Below are 1,669 nucleotides of genomic sequence, written 5' to 3'. Positions count from 1 at the left end.
CCATCGCCAGAGCATCGATGGCTGGGCCGGCGAGTTCGTAGGAAGATCGTTTTAAGAAGATTTACTTTTTCAAGCATATAAAAGTGAGGAAGTGCGGCCTTAAATGCAAACAAATTATTTACGCTGTTGGCCAATGCTCTTTTATAAAAATAATCTTCAAAAGAATAAATTTTTTGTTTTTTCGAGATTAGAACTATATCCTCAGCGTTTAAGAATTCCTGGCCACAGTTTATTTTCTTGGTCGATGATAGCAGCTGGGAAAGATAATTAGAGCCTGATCTGTTGGTAAATGCAATGATGACATATTGCAGGTCAGATGCTTCTTCTCGCATGCTTTGTTTGTCACTGGGCAGAAAAAAGTTTTGCCCGAGGCTGGATGTCACCTCCTTGCAATGGCCGGTATATTTTGAAGGAATTGGATTGACTTCTTGCATAGCGAAAATGCTAATTATGTAATGCAGGCAATAGTTTTGATGGGGTTGTTTGTCATAGTCAAAATGCGAAATGTTGTAATCGCCCAGCTTGAAAACTATTGATCTTAATGTTCCTGGGTGCATTCAGCTATAGAATTGTTAGTATTAGCTAGGATTCTGCTTGCTCCAGGTACTATCCACCCTAACCTCCAAGCCCTGCTCAAAGCAATAGCGGGGGAATTAGACCAGCTCCGTGCTGTTCCGTCACCGTCATGACCACGCGGCTGTGGGGGGCACAAGCGGGCAGCAGGTCATAGAGCCAATTGCGGACGTTTGCGCCATCGCCTTTAAGCGGAATTGGCTAATCAGCAACCGCCTTGACAATATCCACCGGAATCAGCTTCTCGGGAAGCTGTCAGGGGCCGTAGTTGTTGGCCCAGCTGGTGAGTACCACCTGCCTTGCTGGCCGTCCCTGGCTTGCGGCTTCACCCACAGCACCCGCCGCCCCACAAATTCCTGCACCGGGGTGAGGGTGCCGAAATGGAGTCGGCGATGCGGGTAGATCACTACTCCATGCCAGTCACCATTCCAGGCCGTTGCGGTCGCGGCGAACAGCTAGCTGTGGCCGCCTGCGTGATCTGGATGTGAAAGCAGCACTATTTGGCTTGGCTTAGCTCGCTAAGCTTCTTATGCAAATAACGGTCGCGATCAGCCTTTTCGCGATAAAAATAACTAATGGCATCATCGGTAAGCTCGCATAGCTGGCCAACGTAGGCTGGCTGAGCTGCATCTAAGACTTTTTTGGTGGTCGTTCTTAAGTTAATAGAGGCGAAGTTGAAACGAGATGGAGCGACTTTTCTTAAGATCTGATGCGCAAATGTGATTGGGGAAGTTAGCAGAGATTCGTATGCGATTACAAGGCGTTCACTGGTTGAATATTTGGTGAAGGCCTCAAATAATCGCTTTTCAGCATTTTTTACGTAATCGATTGTATCTGTAAACTCCACTTCTAAGATCTCTTGTTTTTGCTGATTGCTGTGCCATACTCCTGTTCTGTTGGCCATCCAGTTGGATATACATGCACCCCAGAAATCTTGCCTATATAGTAAAATCTGATGAGTGTTGGCAGTTGCGTTCAGAATATTGCCAATCATTTCTCTATTGCCCTCCCATCGCTTGCCAAATGCTGCGGGTGTAATCTTTATTGCAAAAGGCTTAGTTGGCGAAGCAATGCAATTATGAATGTAGGATAGGAA

At 46.3% G+C, this 1,669-nt stretch carries 3 protein-coding genes; 1 reads left to right on the top strand and 2 read right to left on the bottom strand.

Annotation, left to right across the window (positions count from 1 at the left end; all coding sequences use genetic code 11):
- On the bottom strand, nt 1-383 hold a 383-nt coding region (locus AC01FP_RS17425), incomplete at its 3' end, for a hypothetical protein (protein ID WP_474481977.1).
- Nucleotides 384-872: 489 nt separating this feature from the next.
- Here AC01FP_RS17425 and AC01FP_RS17420 point away from each other — a divergent pair.
- The gene (locus AC01FP_RS17420; protein WP_474481975.1) at nt 873-1,061 is read left to right on the top strand and encodes a hypothetical protein; all 189 of its coding nucleotides are present in this window, start codon (nt 873-875) and stop codon (nt 1,059-1,061) included.
- An 8-nt stretch (nt 1,062-1,069) separates the two neighbouring features.
- On the opposite strand, the gene AC01FP_RS17415 is transcribed toward AC01FP_RS17420, so the two are convergent.
- Nucleotides 1,070-1,669, bottom strand: a 600-nt coding sequence (locus AC01FP_RS17415) for a hypothetical protein (protein WP_474481974.1), incomplete at its 5' end; no start/stop codon positions are given.

It is taken from the genome of Cyanobium sp. NIVA-CYA 375 (assembly GCF_056108345.1).
This window is presented reverse-complemented; position numbering and strand designations above follow the sequence as displayed.